General features: G+C 53.1%; 18 protein-coding genes. 5 read left to right on the top strand and 13 right to left on the bottom strand.

Translation table 11 applies throughout. The features are described from left to right. Nucleotides 1-3 precede the first annotated feature (3 nt). Nucleotides 4-1,473 carry a spore germination protein gene (locus tag AB8996_RS09970; RefSeq protein WP_369298835.1) on the bottom strand — a complete coding sequence of 490 codons (1,470 nt, stop codon included), beginning with the start codon at nucleotides 1,471-1,473 and terminating at the stop codon, nucleotides 4-6. Between the two features lie 130 nt (nucleotides 1,474-1,603). Here AB8996_RS09970 and AB8996_RS09965 point away from each other — a divergent pair, with 130 nt between their 5' ends. Beyond that, on the top strand, nucleotides 1,604-2,281 hold the full coding sequence (locus AB8996_RS09965; protein WP_369298834.1) for a DUF421 domain-containing protein: 678 nt from the start codon (nucleotides 1,604-1,606) through the stop codon (nucleotides 2,279-2,281). Between the two features lie 97 nt (nucleotides 2,282-2,378). Here the strand turns inward: AB8996_RS09965 and AB8996_RS09960 are convergent, their stop codons facing one another. Then, on the bottom strand, nucleotides 2,379-2,729 hold the full coding sequence (locus AB8996_RS09960) for a helix-turn-helix domain-containing protein (protein ID WP_369298833.1): 351 nt from the start codon (nucleotides 2,727-2,729) through the stop codon (nucleotides 2,379-2,381). Between the two features lie 150 nt (nucleotides 2,730-2,879). Between AB8996_RS09960 and AB8996_RS09955 the strand changes: the two genes are divergently transcribed. The 4 genes from AB8996_RS09955 to AB8996_RS09940 all read left to right on the top strand — a co-directional run bounded on the left by AB8996_RS09955 (nucleotide 2,880) and on the right by AB8996_RS09940 (nucleotide 5,904). Continuing rightward, entirely contained in the window at nucleotides 2,880-4,166 is a 1,287-nt protein-coding gene (locus tag AB8996_RS09955) for a hypothetical protein (protein WP_369298832.1), read from the top strand. 174 nt (nucleotides 4,167-4,340) lie between these two features. Continuing rightward, the gene (locus AB8996_RS09950; protein ID WP_369298831.1) at nucleotides 4,341-4,901 is read left to right on the top strand and encodes a TlpA family protein disulfide reductase; all 561 of its coding nucleotides are present in this window, start codon (nucleotides 4,341-4,343) and stop codon (nucleotides 4,899-4,901) included. Continuing rightward, a complete protein-coding gene (locus tag AB8996_RS09945) occupies nucleotides 4,879-5,031 on the top strand; it encodes a CD1871A family CXXC motif-containing protein (RefSeq protein WP_369298830.1) in 153 nt (50 codons plus the stop codon). The genes AB8996_RS09950 and AB8996_RS09945 overlap by 23 nt, the downstream gene beginning before the upstream one ends. 3 nt (nucleotides 5,032-5,034) lie before the next feature. After that, entirely contained in the window at nucleotides 5,035-5,904 is an 870-nt protein-coding gene (locus tag AB8996_RS09940; protein ID WP_369298829.1) for a 4Fe-4S binding protein, read from the top strand. 223 nt (nucleotides 5,905-6,127) lie between these two features. Here AB8996_RS09940 and AB8996_RS09935 read toward each other — a convergent pair whose 3' ends face one another. The 11 genes from AB8996_RS09935 to AB8996_RS09885 form a co-directional block, all read right to left on the bottom strand. Continuing rightward, nucleotides 6,128-6,892 (bottom strand): lysostaphin resistance A-like protein, encoded by a 765-nt coding sequence (locus AB8996_RS09935; protein ID WP_369298828.1) that lies wholly within the window; start codon nucleotides 6,890-6,892, stop codon nucleotides 6,128-6,130. Nucleotides 6,893-6,958: 66 nt separating this feature from the next. Next, nucleotides 6,959-7,645 (bottom strand): alpha/beta fold hydrolase, encoded by a 687-nt coding sequence (locus AB8996_RS09930; protein WP_369298827.1) that lies wholly within the window; start codon nucleotides 7,643-7,645, stop codon nucleotides 6,959-6,961. A 597-nt stretch (nucleotides 7,646-8,242) separates the two neighbouring features. Continuing rightward, nucleotides 8,243-8,935 (bottom strand): RNA polymerase sporulation sigma factor SigK, encoded by a 693-nt coding sequence (gene sigK, locus AB8996_RS09925; protein ID WP_369298826.1) that lies wholly within the window; start codon nucleotides 8,933-8,935, stop codon nucleotides 8,243-8,245. Nucleotides 8,936-9,143: 208 nt separating this feature from the next. Beyond that, nucleotides 9,144-11,129 carry a hypothetical protein gene (locus AB8996_RS09920; protein ID WP_369298825.1) on the bottom strand — a complete coding sequence of 662 codons (1,986 nt, stop codon included), beginning with the start codon at nucleotides 11,127-11,129 and terminating at the stop codon, nucleotides 9,144-9,146. A 73-nt stretch (nucleotides 11,130-11,202) separates the two neighbouring features. Next, nucleotides 11,203-12,414, bottom strand: coding sequence for a hypothetical protein (locus AB8996_RS09915; protein ID WP_369298824.1), 1,212 nt, complete (start codon nucleotides 12,412-12,414; stop codon nucleotides 11,203-11,205). A gap of 45 nt (nucleotides 12,415-12,459) precedes the next feature. After that, the gene (locus tag AB8996_RS09910) at nucleotides 12,460-14,391 is read right to left on the bottom strand and encodes a hypothetical protein (RefSeq protein ID WP_369298823.1); all 1,932 of its coding nucleotides are present in this window, start codon (nucleotides 14,389-14,391) and stop codon (nucleotides 12,460-12,462) included. A gap of 101 nt (nucleotides 14,392-14,492) precedes the next feature. Next, on the bottom strand, nucleotides 14,493-15,656 hold the full coding sequence (locus tag AB8996_RS09905) for a hypothetical protein (protein ID WP_369298822.1): 1,164 nt from the start codon (nucleotides 15,654-15,656) through the stop codon (nucleotides 14,493-14,495). A gap of 61 nt (nucleotides 15,657-15,717) precedes the next feature. Further along, nucleotides 15,718-17,922, bottom strand: coding sequence for an FtsX-like permease family protein (locus tag AB8996_RS09900; RefSeq protein ID WP_369298821.1), 2,205 nt, complete (start codon nucleotides 17,920-17,922; stop codon nucleotides 15,718-15,720). Between the two features lie 11 nt (nucleotides 17,923-17,933). After that, nucleotides 17,934-19,181: a hypothetical protein gene (locus AB8996_RS09895; protein ID WP_369298820.1), complete on the bottom strand. Its 1,248-nt coding sequence runs from the start codon at nucleotides 19,179-19,181 to the stop codon at nucleotides 17,934-17,936. An 83-nt stretch (nucleotides 19,182-19,264) separates the two neighbouring features. Next, on the bottom strand, nucleotides 19,265-19,942 hold the full coding sequence (locus AB8996_RS09890; RefSeq protein WP_369298819.1) for an ABC transporter ATP-binding protein: 678 nt from the start codon (nucleotides 19,940-19,942) through the stop codon (nucleotides 19,265-19,267). A 278-nt stretch (nucleotides 19,943-20,220) separates the two neighbouring features. Beyond that, the gene (locus tag AB8996_RS09885) at nucleotides 20,221-21,939 is read right to left on the bottom strand and encodes a class I adenylate-forming enzyme family protein (RefSeq protein WP_369298818.1); all 1,719 of its coding nucleotides are present in this window, start codon (nucleotides 21,937-21,939) and stop codon (nucleotides 20,221-20,223) included. Between the last annotated feature and the right edge of the window lie 204 nt (nucleotides 21,940-22,143).

Genomic DNA, 22,143 nt, shown 5'->3' with positions numbered 1-22,143 from the left:
GGCTCACTGTCCTTTCTCCCGGCTGCCGGGCATATCCTGTATCTTTGCGTCCCACCGGGAAAGCCGGTTCCAGTTTTCCCTGCCTGCCACGTCCCGCCGTACCAGCCGCCCCCGGAAAGGCGAGACCGGCGTCAGCAGCGGCACGCCGAAGCTGCCGGTGCCGCACAGGTCCATCAGCAATAAGGCAAAGCCTATCATCACACCCCACACGCCGAAAAAACCTCCCGCCAGCAGGAACCCCAGCCGCAGCAGGGACAACGGCTCGTACAATCTGGGCACGGCATACCCGGCAATGGCGGTCAGCGCCACCACCATCAGGGACGGCGCGCTGACAAGCCCGGCGGATACCGCCGTATCACCTATTACAAGCCCGCCCACGATGCTCACCGTGGCGCTCAGCGACCGTGGCGCCCGCAGCCCCGCTTCCCGCAGCATTTCATACAGGAAATAGAGCAGCAGCGTTTCCGCCAGCACGGGAAAGGGCGTTTCCGCCTCCGCCTGGGAAATTTTCAGCATCAGGCTTTCCGGCAGCAGCTCCGGGTGATGGGCGGCGATCGCCACATACAGCCCGGAAAGCACGGCGCTGACAAAAAACGCAATGTATTTCAGCCAGCGGATAAAGGCAGCATAAAAAGGGCGGGCGAGATAATCGTCCAGCGTCTGGAAATTTTCCACAAATAAAAAGGGCACCAGCAGCACGCTGGGCGTTCCCTCTACCAGAATGGCGATCCGCCCCTCCTCGATCTTGCCGCAGACCACGTCCGGGCGCTCGGTCTGCCCCACGCCGCTGAACAGCCCGCCACGCTCCAGAAAGCTGGTGAGGTAGCCCGCCCCAAGGGCTGTTTTCAAATCGCACTGCTTCAGCCTTTCCTTGACCTGCTTCAGGATTTTTTCCGACGCGACCCCCTCCAGATAGCACAGGGCAAGGGGCGTGTGGCTCTGCGACCCCACCTCCGCCTTTTCAAATTTCAGCGCCGTGGTCTTCATGCGGCGGCGGATCATGGCGATATTGTTCTGGTAGCTTTCGGTAAAGCCGTCCTTCGCGCCCCGCTGCATCACCTCGTTCTGCGGCTCCTCCGGTCCCCGGCTGTCGAAGCCCTGCACGCCGAACACCACCGCTTCTTCGCAGCCGTCCACACACAGCACGGCAAAGCCGCTCATCAGCAGCACCAGCAGAGTGTCTATATCGCTCTCCCGCTTCTGTTCCATGGTGCCCAACACGGTTTCCTCAATGAATTTGAGCCTGTCCTCCGTGTGCCGGGGCAGCTCGCTCTGCATCAGGGGGTTCAGAATGCTCAGGGTGATGTTTTGCTTGCTCACCAGCCCGTCCAGCGCGAACAGCACCGCCTTTACGCCGGAAAGGTCCATTTCCCGCGCCATGAAATCCATGGAATTTTGAAATTTGCTTTCAAAAAATTTCTGGTTCACCCCGACATAAGCGGAAACCTTTTTTATCTCTGCCGTCTGTTCCATGCTTTCTCCCCCTTTCGCTTTCGGAATATTTTTCCCGTCCCATCGAAAAATATTCCGCCGGCATAATGGGTGAAAAACGCGGCATATTAGGGCATAGACACATTTCAGAAATCGGAAAGGAGAGCTCGCCATGATGATTTCCCTGCTTCGCACGCTTTTGATGTACGCCATCATTCTGCTTGGCGTGCGTATTATGGGCAAGCGGCAGATCAGCCAGCTGCAAACCTCCGAGCTCGTGGTCACCCTGCTGATCTCCGAGCTGGCGGTCATGCCGATCCAGGAGCACGACGAACCGCTCTGGAACGGCATTGTCCCCATGCTGGCGCTGATCCTCTGCGAGATCGTGGTGTCCCTGCTCATGCTGAAGATCGGCAAATTCCGGCAGCTCATCTGCGGCAAGCCCATTCTGGTCATCGAAAACGGGAAAATTTTGCAGGATCAGATGCGAAAGCTGCGCATGAGCACGGAGGACCTGTTCGAGCAGCTCCGGCAGAACGGCGTGTTTTCCCTGTCGGAGGTCGCCTATGCCGTCATCGAGACAAACGGCATGATGAGCGTCGCCCGCCACGCAAAGGACGACCCCCTCACCCCGCGGCAGGCGGGGGTAGCCGTCCCAAAGGAATATCTGGAGCTGGTGGTGGTCAGCGACGGGGAGCTTTCGGAAAGCTCATTGACCCTCTGCGGCAAAACAGAGGAATGGGTGCGGCAGAAAATCAAAGACGCCGGGCTGACCCTGCCCGACGTCTTTCTCATGACCGCCCGCCAGGACGGCAAATATCATATCATACCAAAGGAAAAGAAGCGCTGACCGGCGCCAATCGCATGTTTTTGCTCCTCCCTTGCCTCCTGTCGGCGGAACCGCTGTGGACCCCGGCAGGAGCAATGGGTTTGCGCCCGAGCGGTTTTCAGCCCTGCCCCTCTATTTCTAATCGCCGCATGGAAGCTTTCAGCGCCAGCACCGTGTCTGTAAGGAGCTTCCGTTCCTTGTCGCTGCAATCGGAAAAGATTTCGCCGATCCAATCGTCAAATTGAGGTTTGGCTTTTTTCAGCTCGATACAAAGCAGCTCATCAGCAGAGCAATCCAACGCATTCAAAATATCCACAAAGACCTGCAGGCTGGGTATACTGTTCCCTGTCTCAATGTGGCTGATATGGGTCACTCCAACACCCACAGCGTCCGCAAGCTGCTCCTGAGTCATTTTTTGATCCTGCCGGGCAGTCCGTATGTGGGCGCCGATGCTTTTATAATCAATCATATCCCAAATATCCCCTGAAATTTCTTAGAAACCCTGTTACTTGTATTGTAAGTGCAATTTGGCTGTGTTATAATAACCTTAAAGTGCAATGGACTTTATAAACCATGCTCCGGCTGCGCTTTAGTCTATGCTCTATCAGGAGGTTTTATCATGCCAATAACATTATCCAGCGATCCTCAAACAAAAACCTGCCGGGACTGCGGGCGGGAAATCCCTGCCAGCGTTGAAAACTGCCCCTATTGCAGGAAAGCAAATAGGAAACCATTTTATCAGCAAATCTGGTTCTGGGGCGTTGCCTTGGGCTGCGTGGTCGGTATTCTTCTCGTTGTTGCAGATATTATCTTTTTTCAACCTGATTATCGACCAAAAACCAATATGGCAGTGTCTTCTCCAGAGGCTGCCCCTGTACATAGTACGGCAGGGTCGGCGGAAAGTGACCCGGCAGCTTCTGAGTCCGAACCATCTTCCTCGGCAGGGTGGACAAAACGCTATTACACCGACGAATCTGGGGCAGACACAACGGATTGGTATATCGTCAATTCCAAGGTGTTCGAGGGGGAAGGTCTGTTTCCCATCTATCTTAACAGCTCTGCCGGCAACCCTTTAGCGTCTGTGCCGGTGACTATTTCCGCTCTTCTTCAGGTAGACCGGGATTCCCTGTCGTTCCTTGTCACTGTTCCCGGTCTGGGGTTAGTGGACTCTATTGGCGATGAAGACGAGCTGTGGCAGGTTACTATTGAGAAATCAAACGGGCAGGAATACTCTGCCACGGGGACCTTATACAGCAATACCAAAAGGATCTCCCTTGAGGGCGAGGGGTTCGCTCTGGTGCTTTCCGAGTTTCAAAAAGGGAACCCCATCAGCTTCTGTTTGGAAAAAAGCTTTCCTCTAAAACGCTCGTTCACATTTTCAGTGGACTCGCAGGGATTTGCGGATGCAATGGGTACTCAGGAACTACAGGAGCTGCTATCCTCCCTGCAAGTTCAGAACGGAGACGAACCATTTTCTGCGGAAGAATCTGATTTTGAAGGCAGCTGTGGAGTAGAAGCGGTCCCCTATTTGGACAACGGCATTTCCGGAGAGCAGTATATACAATGGATCTCTGTAACAAATATTTCCGGGAAAGATATTGATTCCCTTCAATTTGCCGCAATATATTACGATGGTTCCGGGGACATCATCGACAGCCTGACAGATGTCATATCGACCGATGCAAAAATCGGAGCGGGTGAGCAGCGGGATATTGTCTGCGATTCGGTCGGTACGGACGCCGTCTCAGCAAAATTTTACCTTTACAGCGTGCATTTTACCGATGGGACAACATGGGGAAGCAGAAATGCAGATATGGATATGGCTTTACGCTGGGGCGCTCTGTTTGAGGCAGAAGTGCATGGTGACGCCTGGAGACTGATGGAAGAAGCAAAGAAAAAGAACTAGCTTCAATTTTCCCTTGATTATCATGCCGGATATTATATAATATAGATAAAACAGGAAGCCGGAGCAGAGCGCCGCAAAAATGGCTGAACACAGTAGGCGCCGCCACAAGCCTGCGGAAGCTCCCGCCGGAATTTCTCAGGGCAAAAATGATAAAAAACTTCAGGGGGATTTTGCATGAACAAGCTTTGTCAATTGGCGATCGGATCATTGGTGCTGTTTGCTCTCCTGTTCGGCGGCTGTGCAAAGCTGTCGGAGCCCGTCCCCGCCCCAAAAGCGGAAAGCAGCGCACCATCGGAATCTTCCGAGAGCCAAATCTCCTTTGAAGGCGTAGACCTAGAGGGAAACGCGGTTTCCGACGAGGTTTTCTCCCAGTCAAAACTCACCATGGTAAATGTGTGGGCGACCTACTGCAACCCCTGCCTGCGGGAAATGCCGGAGCTGGGGGAGCTGGCGGCAGAATACAAAAAAGAGGAGTTTCAAATCATCGGCATTGTCAGCGATGTGATGGAGGGAAACGACCAGACCCTTGTGGAAAGCCTCGTCCAGCAGACGGGGGCGGATTACACCCACCTGCTTTTGAACGAGTCCCTGTATAACGCGCTGCTGACAGACGTCAGCGCCGTGCCCACCACTTTCTTCCTCGATGAAAACGGGGAAGTTTTAGATACGGTCATCGGCGCGATGGAAAAATCGGCGTGGGAGGAAAAGATCAATGAGCTTCTGGAAAAGCGCTAAGCGGCATCTTTGGGTACTGGGAGTGCTGGTGGGGGTCCTTTTCCTTGCGCTGGGCGCTTTTTCCGACCAGTTCACCGTCATTTGGAACAAGGCGGTCATGATCTGCCTGGAATGTATCGGGATCGGGTGACGTATGAAAAAAATTCGGCTTTGGGTACAGCTCCTGTTCACCATCGTGACAAACGGATACCTGTACGGCTTTGTAAATGGAAAAATCTACCGGGGCAATCTGAAATACGTCTGCGTGCCGGGGCTCAACTGCTATTCCTGCCCGGGGGCTGTGGCTTCCTGCCCCATCGGGGCGCTGCAGGCGCTCTTAAATCAGCAGGGCTTTCAGGTCCCCTTTGCCGTGCTGGGCTTTTTCTTCCTGTTCGGAAGCCTTCTGGGGCGCTTTGTCTGCGGCTGGCTGTGCCCCTTTGGGCTGTTGCAGGACTTACTACATAAAATCCCTGTTTTCAAAAAGAAAAAGCGCTTGCCCGGGCACCGCGTTTTGAAATACGGAAAATATGTGGTGCTGGTTCTTTTGGTGGGGGTCGGCTCCCTGTTTTTGTTCGGCGGATATGCCAAGGTGCCTGCGTTTTGCAAGTTTCTCTGCCCCTCCGGCACGTTTTTCGGCGCTCTCCCCCTGCTGGGGACCAACGGCGCGCTGCGGAGCCAGGCGGGCGGCCTGTTTTTCTGGAAGCTGGGGATCTTGCTGTTCCTCGTGGTGCTGTCCGTAAAGGTGTACCGCCCCTTCTGCCAGTACCTGTGCCCGCTGGGGGCGATCTATGGCTGGTTCAATCGGTTCAGCCTGGTGCAGATCCACTGGGAAAAGGAGCGGTGCACCTCCTGCAGCGCCTGTGAAAAGGCGTGTCCCGTGGCACTTTCCGTGCGGGAAATTTCCCACTCCCCGGAATGTATCCGCTGTGGGAAATGCGTTTCCGCCTGCCCCCAGAATTGCCTGCACTTTTCCCCAAAAGCGCCGGGGAAAGCTTCAGACAGCTCACCCCTGCCGAAAAAGTGAGGGCAGCATGGAAAAAACGGCAGGAGGAGCATGAGACCCGCCTACAGCGTCCTTTTCCGTTCCTGCCATGGAGCTGCCTTTGGCGAGAATAAAAAAACAGTTCTGCTGCGTTCATAAAAAGACCTCCTGTGTTTGACGGCTTCCTTTCAGCCCGCACAGGAGGTTTTTCGGTCGCTTGCAAAGCGACCTGTGAACGATTGCAGTCAGTTTGATAAACGGAATTTCATGCTTCTTTCTTTAACTCCATGAAACTATATATTCCCAAAATTATATACACGGGTACAACAATGTATAATGTTAAATCAGCATATCCGTTTATACTTGAAAAACAATAAGGCAAAGCACAAACATTGATAAGAAAATGAATAATAATCGGCAGCCACAAGTTACTTGTTTTCTTATATACCATTCCGAAAAATATACCCATACCTACAGTCCAGACAACTTTGCTTACTATAACAAGTAATGACTGGTTTAATACACCAAATATATGTCCAACTCCAAAGACTACGGCTGATAATACAACTGCAATCAACGTGCTGTTTTTACTTTTTGCAAACATCTTTTCAATAAGATTGAGGAATAAACCACGCACATATAGTTCTTCGATCATTGCAACACCAACATAATATATGACGCCTTCCATAAGCACTTTTTCAATAGACGGCTGACGGTCAAAAGGCGATAAGCCGACATAAAAAGCAATAAATCCCACTATCGCAACTGCCACTCCGATTATTCCATATTTTTTGAATCCGTCTATCAATCCTTTTTTTGTAAATCCCAAGTTCCACGCAGGGCATAGTATTCTTAAAAACAAGAAAGCGATTATCCCTATGAGCAAGAAATTTGTCATCAATGCAAAATAGAAGGGCTCTATGTCTGCAACCTGAATATGGACAAAAAGCACGCTTGGCATACCAGTGATATCCATAAATGCAATTATCAAAGTCAAAACAGCAATATAGACAAGTTCTTTCTTATTCATAGCACTATCTCCAAATTTTGATTTATTTTCCCGCCCTGTCTTCCCAGCAGCTCGATAAATGAAAACTCACGGAATTTCCCGTAAAAAGTCCTCGACCGCTTGGTTAAACGCCGCAGGTCTCTTATTTGCAATGAAATGGTTGCCTTTCAGGATCATCAGCTTTGCGTTGGGGATATGTTCTGCGATCTCTTTTGTATGGGCTTCCTTGATCATATCGTTTTTCCCGCAAATCACCAGCGTTGGGGCGGTTATTTTCGATAATTGGGTTGGTTCGATCATCGGCTCGTTCACCATCAGCCCGAGGATTTCAGCGTTCCTTTCTGCGTCGGGCGATTTCGTGGCAAAACGTCTGGCAATTTTGTATCCCAGCTCAATGGGAATCTGCGTGGTTCTTTTCACGCCTTTTGGATTCAAATTTCCTCCGTTTAAGATCAGCGCCTTTACCCTGCCCGGATAGCGCATGGCAAATTTCATGGCGATATTCGCGCCGTCTGAAAATCCCAGAATGATGGCGCTTGAAATTGCAAGGCTTGCCATAAAATCGTACAAGTCACGGGAAAACTGCTCCATCGTAAAGGGCGCCGTACCTCTCGGCGATTTGCCGTGACCCCGCGTGTCCAAAGCGATCACCCTGTATCTGCCGCTGAAATAGTCCATTTGGTGCTGGAAATAGGAGCCGTCCTCTCCGTTGCCGTGCAAAAGGATCAGCGGCTCCCCGCTTCCTTTTTCCTGATAATGTAACGTGATATCCATTTGCGCTTCCCCACAAGCTTCCGATTTGCACCTGCGGTACGGCAGATTGTGGAGACAGCGAGCACTTTCCGCTGCGAACTCTCCCAACCGCAGGTTTTTTGACAGCTTTACCGCCGCGCGGCTCTGCACCTATTATAGCAGACCGCCCAAAAATCGCAACCGTCAAAACTGGAGGGAAGACATAAGATACATCATTGTGATACTGTTGGTCATGTAATATAATTTCAGTGCTGCTGACAGCGGCAAGCCGAAGGTTTTGGAGGTTTAGATGACAAAATCAATTGTGTTTGATTTGGGCGGAACCTTAATGGAATATGCTGGAATGCAGGAATGCCGGATGTGATTTTGCTTCTATCGGCGATTTCCTGAAAAACGAAAAAGTATTTCTATAAGTGCGAACTTCAATTTATCCACTTCCAAGGAATAACTGCATAACAAAAGCAGCGGGAAAGGGTTCCCGCTGTTTTTCAGCCTATCAGAAGAAGGGCGGGTGATCTTATGAAATGCCGCTCTCCGATATTGGGCGTATCGCCCATTACTCCTGTCCGGCAGGTGGAATTTCTTATTTTAGATCAGATCCTGTGAGAGCCCTTTCCCTCATTCCTCCCCCTCAAATTTTTCCCGCAGCTTCTGGAGCGCTTTCTTTTCAATGCGGGACACATAGCTGCGGGAAATGCCCAGCTTCTTGGCAACTACCCGCTGGGGCAGCGGCTTTCCGCCGCCCAAGCCGTACCGCATACAGATAATGCTTTTTTCCCGCCGGGTCAGCGCCCGGTCGATAAAGCCGTACAGCTTTTCACTTTTCATCTTGACGTCCAGATCGTCGATGATGGAATCGTCTACCGCCATGGTGTCCATCAGCGTCAGCGTGTTCCCGGATTTGTCCGTTTCGATAGGCTCGTTGATGGAAACGTCCTGCGCCGACTTCTTCCCGCTGCGAAAGAACATCAATATTTCATTTTCAATACACCGGGACGCATAGCTGGACAGCTTGATCCCCTTTTCCGCGTCGAAGCTGTCCACGGCTTTGATAAGCCCTATCGTGCCAATGGAGATCAGATCCTCCTGATCGTTCTGGTTGGCGTAATATTTCTTGATAATATGCGCCACAAGGCGGAGGTTGTGCTCGATGAGCTTGCGTCGGGCGGTTTCGCTGCCCTGCGCCATTTCTTCCAGGCACTTTTTTTCCTCCGCCGCGCTTAAGGCTTTCGGGAACGTCCCCCCGCCGGTCACGTGTAGGAACAAATAGATGATGCCTGAAAGAAAATCCAGAATCTGCGTCAAAAACATAGTTCTCCCCCATTTCCTGTTTCCTCTGGAGCGCTCCCAGAGGTACGGTTCTATTTCTATGCTTTTTCCCGCCGAAAACTGCCTGTACGGCGGCGGCTTCCCGTTTGCCGCCAGATTTTTCCCATGCGCCCACAGCACGGTTTTTTCCGCAAAGCGAACCGCCGCCCCTGGAAAACCAAAGACGGCGGTTATTCTCCGCAAGCGGTCCTCAGGAATCCTCCGGCTTCCCGCTCAGGAGATAGATCGGTTCGATTTTGAGATTTCTTCCCAGCAGGAGCAGCCCCAGCACAAGGACTGCCAGCCACACGGCAAAGGGCGCTGCCAGGCGGAGCCAGAGGGAGACGGCGCCTGTCTCACCCGCTTCTGCGGAAACGTCCTGCCAATCACTGAACATGAGACTAAACTCGCTTTCCACAGCTTCTCCGTTCCCCATATGCTCTACGGAAATGCCGCCCAGCGCCGCCCCAAGGCAAACTGCCAGCAGCGCCAGCACCAAGAGCCCCGAAAGCAGGGACACGGCGCATTGACCCTTTGTCATGCCCAGGCTTCTCTCAATGGCGGTGCGTTTTTTCTCCCGCACCACAAAGAAATACAGCAGCAGGGTCACGATGGCAAGGGTGCTGCCAAGCCCGGCAAACAAAAGCAGCGCCGCCGTGCTTTTGGCGCGGTTCAGATCGCCCATCACCTCGGTATAGCCGTTATCATAATAATTGATAGTCAGCCCCGCCGCTTCCGGCACGGCTTCGTGGAGCTTCCTGTCAAATTTCTCTATTGTCCCGTTGGGAATGCGGAACGAGGTGGATTTCGCGTTCATGGGGGCATAGTAGGCGATGTTGTTTTCGTCGGAAGCGGTAACAGATTTCGCGGGAATGATGACAGTATCCACCATCAATTCTGTCCTTCCGGCTTCCTGCTCCTTTGGGTCTATCGAATAGAAACCTACCACCGTATATTTGTCGTTTGCAAAGGGGGAATAGGGCGCCCCGTCAGCATTCAAAAGACTGTACCGCCGCAGGAAAGGGCTTGTTCGGTAATTGCCGGTGGATTCTACCTGCTTCCCTCCATCGTAGTTGTAAAGGGAACAAAGCAGCGGCAGGGAAATCTCTGTACCGATTCCAATATAATAATAATACAAGTCATTGAGAAACGCGTCGGAAACAAGGCACACTTTTTCGCCGGATTCATATTCCTCTTCTGTAATCGCCCGTCCCTGTACAATTTTTGCTTTCCCATTGTGAAAGCTGGGAAGAAGAGATAAATCATTGGTGGGGATCACGGGAGAAAGCCCATACTGCATTCGGATATTCTGGGTCCAGCTCAGCCACTGATCCCCACGCAGGATCTGATCTGCCGGATCGTCCGAATCAGCGGAAATCTCTTCCACGCCGATAGAGGGATCGTCAAACGCAGGAAAACTTTGTTCCGCGGTGGCGTGGACCACAGTTTTCTCCGTCTCCGCGTACAGTCTGGGAACTGCAAAAACGCCGTTGCCGGGCAGTAGTTTCCCGTCGATGTCGTATTGTGTGGAATGCGGGCGCTGGTAGATGACAAATTCGCCCTCCGGCGATCCTTCGCTGTGGGAAGAACACGTTCGCCATACCATAGACGCAAGATAGGTTTTTCCCTTTTCCAGCTTTGCCGGATTCCCGGAAAAATGCTGGCACACCGAAATGACGTCTCCCACTTTCAAATTGTCCGGCGGCGGCAAAAAAACCTGCTGGTAGATCACATTGGAATAGAAAACACGCGTCACTTCCACCTTTACAGGCTCTTTTCCATCGCCGGTTTCCAGTGGGGTAAAGGCGGCGACAAATTCTTGATGAATAATGTTCCATGTGCGAGGACTGGGATCCATCCAGCTTGACAGATATACCGGGCGGCTTTCCGGCTCGCCGATATACGAAAGCTCAGCGTCTTTCAGTACATCAAAGGAAATGAGCTTGTCATAAACGGGGAACTCATTCCCATGAGCGCCAAGGCAGCTGTTGTAGCCCTCCTCCACATAGGTGGAGACCGGCTTCTGCTCCACGGTGGCAATGGTGGTAAACTCGCTTTCCACCGCAGCGATCCGCTCTGCGGTCCGGGCAAACAGGCACGCGCCCACGGCGAGCAGAGCGGTTCCCGCCGTCAACAGCAGGAAGAACAGCAGGGCTTTCATGGGGGTGCGCAGAAGCTGTTTCAAGCTGTTTTTCATCTTTTATTTTCATTCCTTTCTCCGAAATTTGCGAAGCAAATCCGCAATGGAAAACATAGTTTTCCATTTGCCCTTAATCCGCTTTTGTCAACAGGGACAGCGTGTCGAACCGCAAAAGCAGGGAAAGCGCCAGCAGCGTGCCCAGCAGGGTGCAGAGCAGGAACAGCCCGCAGATCACCGCCGCGCCCGGCAGGGATATCCCGCCCACAAGGCACATCACAGGCAGAACGGCGCAGCAGCTCAAAAGTGAAAGCAGCAGCACGGCAAAAAGCTGCGCCAGCCCGCTTTTCCATTTGGAACGTCCCAGCGAGCTTGCCAGCGCCAGCCCCCGGCGGGAGCCGCGCAGGATCAGGAAAACCGACAGTGTGACCAGCGCGATGACCAGCAGGAAAAAGGGAAGCAGAAAGCCCTGAAAGGTGCGGATATTCCGCTGCAGTTCCCGCGCCGAGCGGATAAAAAGACCGTCGCTGACGACCAATACGTTGCCCGGCAGGGTATTGCTTCCAACGGCCGCTTCACGGAAACCCTCTTCCCGCATTTCCGTTTTGAATTCGTTTAGGTGCAGCGGGTCTTCGACCCTTGCGGAAAGGCTGTCATAGAAAAAAGCAAGCCCGGCGTCCTCCGTCCGTTCCCGCAGCCAGCCGACGGGAACATAAATGTCCAGCTTTTCGTCTTCTGTGACGTCCTCTAAAACGCCTGCCACCTGAAGCTCAACTTCTCCCAGCTCCTCATACTGGATAAAACCATTGTTCCTGCGGTTACGAAGGAAAAGCGGCAGGGAAAAGCTGTCGCCTGGAGAAAGCCCGTACTGCTCCGCAAAGCGCCCCGTTATCACGGCTTTCCCCTCTTTCCCCGAAAAAAGCGTTTCGCTGCACCCGGCGGCAAATTTCACCTTTTCCGGTCGGAAGCCGGAAAACTGTTCCCAACCGTTGGCGGCATAAACTGTTGTATCTACGCCGCCTGCCGCCGGGGGAACTGCACGGGCTTCCCGCCCCATTGCCGCCACCGCCTGCGCCGTACAGCGCAGGTCGTATACGGCGGCTTCCGAGAGAAGATCGTACATCTGGCAGGGTATCCTCAGCCCGGTGGAGCTCTGTCCCGTGCTGTCGCATACCTTCACGGGAACCTCTATCACATTCGAGAGATTCGCCAGGGCTTCCTCGTTGGAACGCAGGTTGCCCAGATAAAACGCCATGCAGGAAAGCAGCAGCGCTGCCACCGCAAGGGTCAGCAGCGTCTGCCCCTTTTTCCTCAGCTGATATCCTGTCTCGCGCAGAAATAGCATGGTATCCTCGCCGTCCTTTCTCTTTGTTTTTTCATAGTCAAGCTGCTATTCCGGCTTCCCGCTCAGGAGATAGATCGGCTCGATCCTGAGATTGCGATTGATAAAAAGAAGCGCAAGCAGGAACAGCAAGATGACAAATGCAGCGGGCACCGCCGCGTAAAGAGCCGATGCGGCGGCGGGAGCGGCTTCTCCCACTTCTGCCTGGGAAAGCGCCGCCGTCCACTGGCTGTACCGGGTGGAAAATCCGTAGAGAAAGCTCTCCGAGCCGAGGAAATCCCCATTGTCCACTGTGACAAGGCTGTCGCCGGACGGGGTAGACGAATAGCGTTCCATCAGCATGGCGGCGCCGCTGCCAAGCCCCGTTCCCAGCAGAACCAGCACCAGCAGCCCCGCCAAAAGGGAGCGCCTGCACTGCCCCTTGGTCATGCCAAGGCTTCTTTCAATGGCGGTGCGCTTTTTCTGGCGGACAACGGCAAAATATAAAAGCAGCACGGCAATGACCACCGCCGCCAAAATACCCGCTGTAAGCAGCAGTACAGCGGCGTTTTTTGCCCGCTGCAAGCCGGACATCACATTGGTATACCCGCCGTCGTCATAGCTGATGGTCAGCAGGGCGGTCTCCGATGCCGCCGCGTGAAGCTTTTCGTCAAATTCGGAGATCGTCCCATTTTTGATCTGGAACGAAGCGGTCAGCCTGTTCATGGGGGAAACCTGGATCAGGTTGTTTTTGTCGCTTGCCCCCACAGACTTCATGGGAATGATGAACAGATCTGCCGGGATCTCTCCCGCGCCGCCACCGCCCTCGTTTGTGAGGGAGTAGGTCCCGACAATTTTATAGTCCGCTTTCCAGAACGGCTCAAAGTATTCCCCGTCTGCGTCCAGCAAAATCCCTTCCGGCAAGGTGCTGACGATATTGTCCCTCGTGCAACCGTACATGGCGCAGAGCAGCGGCAGGGTCACGGTATCCCCCACCGCCAGCCGGTTCCTGTCGGCAAGGGCTTTCGGCAGCATACACACCGGCGCGCCTGATTCAAATTCCTCCGCGGAGATGGTCCTGCCGCCGTCCACATACGCCAGCTTTTTGTGGAAGGAGGGCAGCAGCTCCAGCGAATTGGTGGGCAGGACGCGGAAAAGGTAATCTTCCATTTCCTTCATCTCCACCAGCTTCAGCCAATCCTGCCCAGGTTGCCCCGGCTCGTAAAAATCCGCTGCCACTTCTTCGATTTTCCTGCCGCCGCCCTCCGGGAAATGCCCTGTATGGACGGGTTCCCCATTCCTGTCGCATTGGCGGGAGCCGGGGCTTTGATGAGCGACCCATTCCGCGTAATGATGGGTGGGGCAGCTTTCCGGGTAAAGATAAAACAAATTTCCGATATAGGTTTTGCCCGTTTCGATGGGCTGTGGGTTTCGGGACAAATGCTGGCAGAAATCGATCACGTCCCCCACTTCAAGATTTTTGTCCCAGCCGCCCCCGGCGCCGTTTTGCTCTTTCTGATAATCCCGTACATTGCTGAACAGCACCCTTGTGACCTTTGCCTTGACCGGGGCGCTGCCGTCGGAATCCTCCAGAGGGGTAAACTCCACCGTATGCATTCGCCAGGAAAGCTGCGCCCCCACGCGGGTGGTATAAATATCCGGCAGGTACGCCACATAACAGGGACGGTTTTCCGGCTCGATGAGATATTCCGCGCCTTCAAATTTCAGCGCTTCCGGGGAAAGCAGCTCCCCATAATCGTAGTCAAGATAGGTGCGGGTGCCAAAGCAGCAGTTCGGTCGAATGTCCAGGTCGGTGACTAAGGGCTGCTGCTCGATGGTGCCGATGGTGGTAAATTTCCGCTCTGCCTGACGGATCTGCCCGTCGGTCCTGGCATAAAGCACGGAGCTGAACACCAGCAGCGCCGTACTGGCGACCACCAGCAAAAAAAGCAATGCTGTTTTCCCCGGCGTGCGCAGGAGCTGTTTCAAGCTGTTTTTCATAGTTACATCTCCTTGTAAAGAGATTTGCGGTTGGTTCTGCGGAGCAAAATTGCCGTCACTTACGATGGGCAAAAGCCGCGAATCCCAGGCTGAACGCAGGTCTAGTTTTCCTCTTTTGTCAAGAGCTCCATCGGCTCAAAGCCCAGCAGCAGGAGCAGCGCCAGGCTCCCGCCCAGCAGCATAGAGGCGGAGAAAATCCCGCAGACCGCAAGGGCGGCAATGGGGGAAAGCCCTGCCCCAAGGCAGATCACCGGGAACATGACAATACCTGCGATCAAATCGACTGCCAAAACAAACAGGAGATACTTCCCCAGGATCGCCCCTTTGGGCTGTCCCAGCGACAGGGAGACCGCCATCTCCCGGCGGCTGCCCCGGAAGGTCAGGAACACGGTAAGCAGGGAGAGGAGCAAAATCAGGCAGAGGAAGGGCAGCAGCATACTTTGAAACAGGGAAAGGTTCTGCCGCAGCCGCCCGGCAGTTTTGATGAACATTTCATCGTCGATCACCACGGTGTCCCCGCTGTAGGTGACAGCGCCCTCCGGGGCAGGCTCTAAAAAGCCCATGGCGGGCAGAGAATGCTTGAATCCGTTCAAATCCATGGGATCGTCCAGCACGCAGGAAAGGGACTGATAGCAGAAGTCCACGCCCGCGCGCTCCGTTTCCTCCCGCATGGCGCGGACAGGCATATAGAACGCGGTGGAATTGTCCGCCGCCCCCTCCGGGGAGCAGACGCCGATGATTTCAAGGCTCATTTCTCCCACCAGGGCATAGTTCAGATTGTTCCCGGCGCCCCACTCCACCAGATAGACAGGCAGGGTCACGGCGTCGCCCGGCTTTAAGCTGAATTTTTCAGCATAGCTTTCGCCCACCAGGGCGTAATTCCCCGTGCCGGAGAAGAAGGAGCTGTCCCACCCGTCCTGGAAGCGGACATTCTCCGGGTCAAGCCCGGCGGCTTCCATGGAATTTGCCCCCACAATGCTGGTATCCCCGCCGTTAAAGGGGTCTTCCGCCCGGGCGGTTTCTCCATACGCCCCCACAAAGGAGGAATGGCAGCGGACGTTGTGCACGCCTGCCGCAGTCAGGGCTTCAAAGCGCTCTGTGTCGATACAGAGCCCGCCCGATCTCCCGCCGTCCCGGCTGGTGACAGTCACCGTGACCGGCGTGCTCTCCGCCAAGCCGTCCAGCGCCGCCCGTGTCGATTGGATATTCCCGAGATAAAAGGTCATGCAGCCGATAAGCAGCGCGGCGGCAGAAATCAAGATCATCGTCTGCTTTTTCCGGCGGAGCTGATAGGATAGTTCCCTGAAAATAAACATAAGCCTTCCCCTATTCCAGCTTCCCGCTGAGCAGATAGATCGGCTCGATTTTCAGGTTGCGGTCGATGAGGAACAGCGCCAGAACCGCCACCAGCAGGGTCAGCAGCAGCGGGGCGGCAAGGTAGAGCACGGGCGGGGCGGTCACATCGTCCAGCTTTGCCTGGCTGCCCTTGACGTCCCACATTGCCCACGGGCTGTAGCTGGCGGAAAAATGGTACAGACCGCCAAGGTCGAAATTCCTGATCTGCACTGAAGTTCCGTCTTCCACGCTCTCCGTGACTTCCGTGCTTTCCGCGCTTCCCGTACTCTCCGTGCCCTCTGCACTTTCTGCGCTTTCCATATCCTCCGTCTCCTCGGCAACGGCGGTGATCTCCCGGCTCCTTTCCCGGGATTCTACCGCGCCGAACACTACATAGGCGGCACCGCTGCCTATGACAGAGGCGATCAGCGTCAGCACCAGTATCCCCGAAAGCAGGGACACTCTGCACTGGCGTTTGGTCATACCAAGGCTTCTTTCGATGGCGGTGCGCTTCTTTTCCCGCACCACAAAGAAATACAGCAGCAGCGCTACGATGGCGGCGGTGGCGACCGCGCCCACGATCAACAGCAGCAGCGCCGTTTTCCTGGCGGATTCCAGATTTTCCCTGGCATTGGCATAGCCCATGTCGTCGTACCGCAGGGTGAGCTGCTCCGCCACCTCCGGCGCGGCTTCCCGCAGGCGCTGTTCAAAGGTCTCGATACTGCCGTTTTTGATCTGGAACGAGGTCTGCATATCGTCCATGGCACCGAAATAGGCGATGTTGTTCTCATCGGAAGCTTCCACAGAGTTTTTGGGGATCACGAACATATTGTTAAAGGCAAGGTCCCCCTTGTCGTAATTTACCCGGTAAATGCCCACGATCTCGTATCCCTCTTCCCAGAACGGCTCGTACAGCTCGCCCTGGGCGTTCAGCAGGCTGCAATCCCTGGGGAAGGTGAACCAGCGGCGCAGGGTGCTGCCGGACTGCCACAGGTCGCCCACGTCCTGCGTGGGCCGATAGCCGTACATGGAGCACAGCAGCGGCAGCTTGATCTTTTCCCCAGTATGCAGGGTGTTCTTCGCGGCAAATGCCTGGGACACCATACAGACTTTGGCGCCCTGCTCGTATTCCTCATCGGTGATCATTCTGCCGGTGACCCGGACGTTTCCCTCCCGGAAGCTGGGAACCAGCCGGGGGTCCGTCACAGGCAGCACGGGAAACAGTTGGGTCTTCTTTTCCTCCTGCTCCAGCAGGTCCATCCAATATTCGCCGTTGCCGCCCTCGTCGTAAAAGCCCTCGGTGACCTCCTCCAGCCGCAGCGGGGAGCCCGAAAGCCCGGCGGGGAACACGCTGCTGAGCTTTTTTCCATGGCTGTCGTACTGGGAGCTGAAGGGACCGATAAAGGGCGAAAGCTCGTTTTTGGTCACTCCCGAATACTTCGCGTACATCGTTTCCAGATATTCCGCTTCCGCCACGTTCAGTACCATGCCGGAATTTATGTTCAGGGCGGAGAGCTCATCATTTCCCCGCATGAAATATCCGATGTACTTTTTCCCCGCTTCAATGGGAACGGCGTTTTCCAGTCCGTGCTGGCAGAGGGTGGTTTCCCAGCCCACGTCCATAAAATTAGTGGTCATGATGGGTTTGAAATTTCCGTTCTCGTCCTGAATGTACTCGCCGGTGGCTATCTCTGTCTGCTGGGTGGAGTTCCCAAAGTATTTTTCATGTTCTTTGCTTTGCTTTTCCAGAAAGACCCTGGTGATCCTCACCGGCACTTCGCCCCCGTCCGGGGAAGAGCCCAGCGCCTCCACCTCCAGAAGGTCGTAATAGGCGGGCTGCACCGCCACGGTAGCCTCCGGCAGATAGGCAAGATAATAGGGGCGCTGCTCCGGCGGGACGATATATTCCACGCCGTCCACATTCAGCTGCTCCGGGGTGATGCGCAGGTCGTCGTTCCGGGTCTGCCACGAGCGGTAGGGAAAGCATTCCCCGCCGGTGGAAAGGTACTCCGTGGGAAGCCGCTGCTCGGCAGTGACCATGGTGCTGAACGCCTTGTCCAGCGCGCCCATGCGCATTTCGTTCTGGGCGTACATCACGGTGCCGAACACCAGCAACATGGTGGCGGAAATCGTCAAAAGGAAAAACAGCAGCGTTTTTCCGGGGCGTCTCAATAATTGCTTCATACTCTGTTTCATTTTTCTTCCTCCTATTCCGCTTTCAGCAAAAGCTCCATGGCGTCAAAGCGCAGCAGCGCCAGCAGCCCCACCACATCTCCCAGCACGCAGCACAGCAGGAAGCTGCCGCAGATCAGGGCGGCGGAGATAAGCTCCAGCCCGGCAAACAGCAGGGTCAGCGGCACTACCAGCCCGCAGGCGATCAGCTGGGCAAGGAACGCCCCCAGGAAATGGGAACAGGCAATGGCGGGCTTCGGTCTGCCCAAAGACAGCGCCACCGCCATATCCCGCCGGCTGCCCCGCAGCACCAGGAAGATCACCAGCGTGGTGAGAAAGGCGATCATCACAAAAAACGCGGGCAGGAACATTTTGTAGTATTGCAGCGTGCCGCCCAGCTTCTCCGCCGTTTTGATAAACGCCTGATCGTCTATCAGCACGGTGGAGGCTTTGGAGTAATCCAGCGTCTTCGCCCCGTTCTTGAGCTGCATGGCATAGGGCTGGGAATAGCCCAGCTCTTTCAAATAGTCCTTGAAAACGTTCAGCTCCATGGAATTTTCCAGGCTGGCGGAAAAGCTGTCATAGGTAAAGGTGTCGTACCCGGTGAGCCGCTCCTCCGCCACGCTTCTGACCCACTCCACCGGGACAAGCATATCCTCCGCGACCCCTTCCGCCTGCTCGCTGTCATAAATGCCAGCCACGGTAAGCGTTACCGGCTCCGTGCCGATTTGGAAGTAGGTGGGCTGCTGGTTCATATCAAAGGAGGTGTGGCAAAGCTCCATGGAAATGGTGTCCCCCAAAGAAAGCCCATGCTCCTTCGCGTAGGTGTCCCGCAGCACGCACAGGTTTTCCGTGCCGGAAAATATCGTTTCGTCCCTGCCGTCAGCAAAGGTGATGTTTTCCCCTGTCTCAAAGCCGGCAGCCAGAAGGCAGCTGATACCCCGTATCTCCGTGTCGCCCGGCACGGGGTCGCTGGGCTTGTAGGGCTTCTTGAGGCAGCCCCTCTCCCGGCTGGTGACCACCGGGTCCCGCAGCCCTTTGATCAGCAGCAGGTCGTGGTCCACCGTCTGGATATTCATATTTTCCAGGGTGCTCATGGACGGGTTCGTAATCTGAAGCTTTGCCGGGGTGCTTTCGTTCAAGGTGTTCAGGGCGATCTCACTGGCGCTGAGATTGCCCATGTACATGGCGACGCAGCCGCACAGCAGCGCTGAAATCAAAATCAGCAGCACCGTGCGCGGTCGGTTCCTCAGCAGTTGGTATTTCGTGTCCGTAAGCAGCATAAAGTTTTCCTCCTAAGTATACTCCGCCCCTTATTGCGGAAGATTTGATATTTCAGTTCCGTCAGCAGCATGGTATCCGCCCCTCAGCTTTCTTTTGTCAGCAGACCGTCCGTCATGCGGTACACCACGTCCGCCTGGGCGGCGATATCCCTGTCGTGGGTCACAACGATGACGCAGTAGCCCTTCTCCTTCACCAGGCTTTTCAGCAGGTCGATGACGTTTTTGCCGTTTTCGCTGTCCAGGTTTCCCGTGGGTTCGTCCGCCAGAATGATCTTCGCGTCGGAAGCCAGGGCTCTGGCGATGGCGACCCGCTGCTGCTGCCCGCCGGAAAGCATGGCGGGGAGCTTCCGGGGGTCAACGTCTCCCAGTCCCACGGCGGAAATCAGCTCCTTTGCCCGGGCTTTCGCCTCTTTCGTGGATTTCCTGGAAAGCTGCATGGGGTACATGACGTTTTCCAGAATGTTCAGGGTGGGGAACAGATTGAAGCTCTGGTAAATGACGGTCACATTTTCCCGCCGGTGCCGCTCGTTCCCGATTTCTTTCAGCGTGCGCTCCGGGTCGCCGGCGAGGATCTCCCCCTCGGTGGGCGTGCCCAGCCCCGCCAGCATGGAAAGCAGGGTGGTCTTGCCGGAGCCGGAATGCCCCACGATGGCGTAGAATTTCCCGGGCTCGAACTCGCAGGAAACCCCCTTGAGCGCGTGGACCTTCTGGTACTTGCTCTGATAAACGTACTGAACCTGATTTGCTGTCAAAATAGCCATAAAAGTGCCTCCTTTTTTGGACAGAAATCTCCTGTTTCTGTCTCATTTACTCATTAGACGGAGAAAAGGGGCAGTTGGTTCCCGGAAAATAAAAAATTTTCAAAAAAATTTTGGGCTGATAATTGTTCGTTGTTAAATTGGCACAAAAAACCTCCCCTGAAAGGGGAGGTGGCGCAGTATTTGTTCTTTTTGGCTGTTAGTTATTAGATTTTAGAGATTAGGCTTTTCACTCTGTTCAGAGCATCGGTTATTGCTTCCAATTTGGCAAGCCCATATTATCATGATTCGTTTCTTTCCGATGTACTTGCCATTTTTTCTAGTAACTGATAATCAATTTTACCCACCTTTGTCAAAGGAAAATGTTGTATAAAAATGAATTTTTTTGGCTGATATATATAATCGAGATTGTTATTGCAATAATCTATAATATCAGCCCTTAGCTCGTCAGTTTCTACAATGCCGTTTTTCAAAACAATAAATGCACAGGGCGCCTGTTCTTCCTCATTGCCAGTTTGAAAAGGAACTACAGCGCAATTATTTACAGAGCTGTGCCTGAGGAGAACTTTCTCTATATCAAGGCTAAAGACTTTTTTATAAATATCATTATATTTTGTTAAAATGTATCGTTTCAGTCTCCCACTGATATGTACGAACCCGTTTTTGCTGATATATCCCAAATCCCCAGAATGTACCCAATCTTTTCCATCTGCGTGTCTGCGAATAATATTTTCTGTTTCTTCAGGATTATTTATATATTCTGTCATTACAGACGGTGTATGTATGCATATTTCTCCCTCTTCGCCAATCGGGAGTTCTTCGCCCGTATCAATATCAAATGCAGAAATGATAGTTTTTACAAGCGGAACTCCTACACTTCCAAATTCATATGCTCCAGCAAAATTAACTGATACGGCAGCAGCTACCTCTGACATTCCATAGCCATTCAAAATAGGCGATTTAGAGCCATGAGATGCAAAATAAGCGTTGATTTTAGTCTCGACCGGTTCTGAAAGTTTATCTCCACCAGATATTCCCTCAACCAAAAATGAGAGGTCAATATCTTTTCCTTCATCCACAAACTGTTCCCAAAATGCGGGACCGTACATGATGTACTGAGGCTTCTTTTTACACAACTCTCCTATAGACGCTGAACCTACAAGCCTTACTAATACTGTCATACCTACCATAAGTGGTATTTGCAGGGCACAAGCCGCGCCATAGGCAATAAACAACGGTAGTATTTCAACCCACAAGGAATCGCGGCTATATTCGATTCTCCATATAAATTGTTGTGCAACAGCAAGAATACTTTTGTTGGATAGAACAACACCCTTTGATCCGCCTGTCGTTCCGCCAGTATAACAAATGACAGCGGCATCATTAGGGCTTCCTTTTTGTTCAGGAAGAACAGCCTTTTCAGATAAAAACTTTTCCCACGACATAAAGCGTTTATCTGAAGGAATCGGTTTAGGCTTCATTTTCTTGAAACTGCGTGCTGCAAACCTTGTCAATGCAGGCATGGACTGTGTCAAGTTGGAAACAATGACGTGTTTCAGATTCGTCTTATCAATAATTGACAATATGCGAGTCTTGAAAATATCCAACGTAAATAGAATTGGGCTAGTTGCATTTCCGATATGTTCAATTATTTCTTTATCGCTGTCTAATCCCGAAATCAAATTTGCCACTGCGCCAATTTTATTTAATGCATAGATCAGATAAATCGTTTCGGGAGAGTTCAACATACATATGGATACGATGTCTCCCCGCTTTATGCCTAGCTTAGCAAGAGAATCCGACACAGAATCGATATGGTCGAACAAGTCTTTGTAGGTGATCCTTTTGCCATAATAATCAATGGCAACTCTTCTGAGATTGTCATGGTTTCTTTCACGTATAATTTCATAGATTGATGACTTCGGTAACGGTGCATTGATAACTTCTTCGCTGTAATACTTCAACCAAGGTTTATCAATAGAGGGATAACCTGTTTTCAAATTTGATTTCACTCCTAAGTTTGTCAAAAAGTGTACTTTTTGACATAAGCCCAAAAAAGATATGGTTCAAACGAAACAGGGCATTTTTTTAGAGAAAAAGAGAAATTTTCCTTGACAATTCCTGTCTTTTCCTGTAACATTTGTATACGGAAAAAACACTGTCAAAAAGTACACTTTTTGACAGTATTTTTTCATTGTCTTTCT

Origin of the sequence: uncultured Neglectibacter sp. (assembly GCA_937958185.1) — a bacterium.
Classification (GTDB): Bacteria; Bacillota; Clostridia; order Oscillospirales; family Acutalibacteraceae; genus Acutalibacter.
Note: the sequence above shows the minus strand (reverse complement) of the source record. Positions and strands in the feature narration are given on the sequence as shown.